Origin of the sequence: Blastococcus sp. KM273129, from assembly GCF_021698995.1 — a bacterium.
In the GTDB taxonomy this organism is placed as follows: Bacteria; Actinomycetota; Actinomycetes; order Mycobacteriales; family Geodermatophilaceae; genus Blastococcus.
The window spans coordinates 1-1,249 of the sequence record NZ_SSXB01000165.1 but is presented as its reverse complement, the minus strand read 5'-3'; the positions used below and the strand labels follow the sequence as shown (position 1 = coordinate 1,249).

Below are 1,249 nucleotides of genomic sequence, written 5' to 3'. Positions count from 1 at the left end.
GGTCCGGCGTTCGCGACGGCGGGCCCGTCGCCGACCGAGGACAAGCCGCAGAGCAAGTTGTGGTTCCACGACGGCTCGTGGTGGGCGCTGATGCGGACGGACGGCGTCTCGAGTGCCGCGGCCGTGACCGTTCACCGGTTGCAGCCGGACCACACCTGGGTCGACACCGGCACGGTGGTCGACAGTCGCGCTGGAAGCAGCGGTGATGCGCTGTGGGAGGACGGGAAGCTGTACGTGGCCAGCCGGGTCACGAACGGCGCGCTGCAGGCGGCTCGGTTGTCCTACGACCCGGCCAGCCGGACCTACTCCATGGACAGCGGCTTCCCGAAGTCGGTGACCTCCGGCGACATCGAGTCCACGACGATCGCGCGGGACAGTCTGGGTCGGCTGTGGGTGACCTTCACCAAGCCGAACCCGAGCAACACCGGCCAGGACCAGGTGTGGGTGGCGCACTCGACGACGAGTGACACGACGTGGACGGCGCCGTTCCTGGTGCCGGTGTCGGACAACGTCATCGCGGCGGACGACTTGTCGGCGATCGTGGCGTTCGGCGGCAAGATCGGGGTGATGTGGTCGGACCAGCAGTCCAGCGCGATCCGGTTCGCGGTCCACCCCGACACCGCGGCGGACAACGCGGGGTGGACCCTGGAGACGCCCGTGACCGGGACGCGCAGCGCCGACGACCACGTCAACCTGAAGTCGTTGATGGAGGACGACGGTCGGATCTACGCGGCGATCAAGACCTCTCGCGGAGACTCCTCCACCGACTCCCCGTCCGATCCGAGCATCGCGGTGCTGACACGCTCCGGCGCCGGCACCTGGACGGGAACGCCGGTGGCGACCGTGTCCGAGGGGCTGACCCGGCCGCAGTTGGCGCTCGATGCGACGAACCGTCAGGTCTACGTGATCATGTCGACCGAGAGCGGTGGCAGCGTGTACTACCGCCGGTCCCCGATGGGCTCGAATCTGTCGTTCTCGCCGCGGGCCACACTGCTCTCGTGGTCGGGAGCCCTGATCAACAACGCCACGACGGCGAAGGCGCCGGTCACCGCGGCGACGGGCCTGGTGGTGCTGGCCAGCGACGACCGAACCACCCAGCGCTACTACCACGCTGAGCTCGACCTCCCGGGCGGGACGGTGGTGGACACCGCGGCGCCGTCGGTGCCGGGGGGTGTGGCGGCGGTGGCTGATGGGCCGGCGCAGGTGACGGTGAGCTGGTCGGCGTCGACCGATGACGTGGGGGTGGCGT

General features: G+C 69.9%; 1 protein-coding gene. It reads left to right on the top strand.

What is annotated here, in order from left to right:
• On the top strand, nucleotides 1–1,249 hold a 1,249-nt coding region (locus tag E9565_RS21840), incomplete at both ends, for a hypothetical protein (protein ID WP_236836717.1).